We start from the raw sequence: 408 nt of genomic DNA, 5'->3' as shown, positions 1-408 counted from the left end.
AACAACTGCACAACTACACTCAACAAAATAACCTCTCTCAAACACTAACAAACAACACAATCAACAGACACCACGTCATTCACACACACACACACACACAATAAACTAAACGCTCTTACACTTATCACGCAAACAAACACGTCGCTAGAAACACAAACAATCATCAATACCACATTACATTATCACTTCAATTCATCATTCGCCATACAACTGTACGATCCCACATTGAAACAGCATCATTGCCATCTCACCCACTATATGGAATCATCCTTCTCTGTTGTTCCCAATGCGACGACAGACAACGCTAGTGCGTCTCTGCGCTTTCAGGAACAAGAACAACTGCACAACTACACTCAACAAAATAACCTCTCTCAAACACTAACAAACAACACAATCAACAGACACCAC

1 protein-coding gene is annotated in these 408 nt (G+C 40.7%); it reads left to right on the top strand.

The annotated features are described in order from the left end of the window. Positions 1 to 225 precede the first annotated feature (225 nt). Positions 226 to 408, top strand: a 183-nt coding sequence (locus tag EJ063_RS21975; RefSeq protein WP_208640401.1) for a hypothetical protein, incomplete at its 3' end; no start/stop codon positions are given.

The sequence above is a fragment of the Vibrio aquaticus genome, from assembly GCF_003970385.1.
Classification (GTDB): Bacteria; Pseudomonadota; Gammaproteobacteria; order Enterobacterales; family Vibrionaceae; genus Vibrio; species Vibrio aquaticus.
Note: the sequence above shows the minus strand (reverse complement) of the source record. Positions and strands in the feature narration are given on the sequence as shown.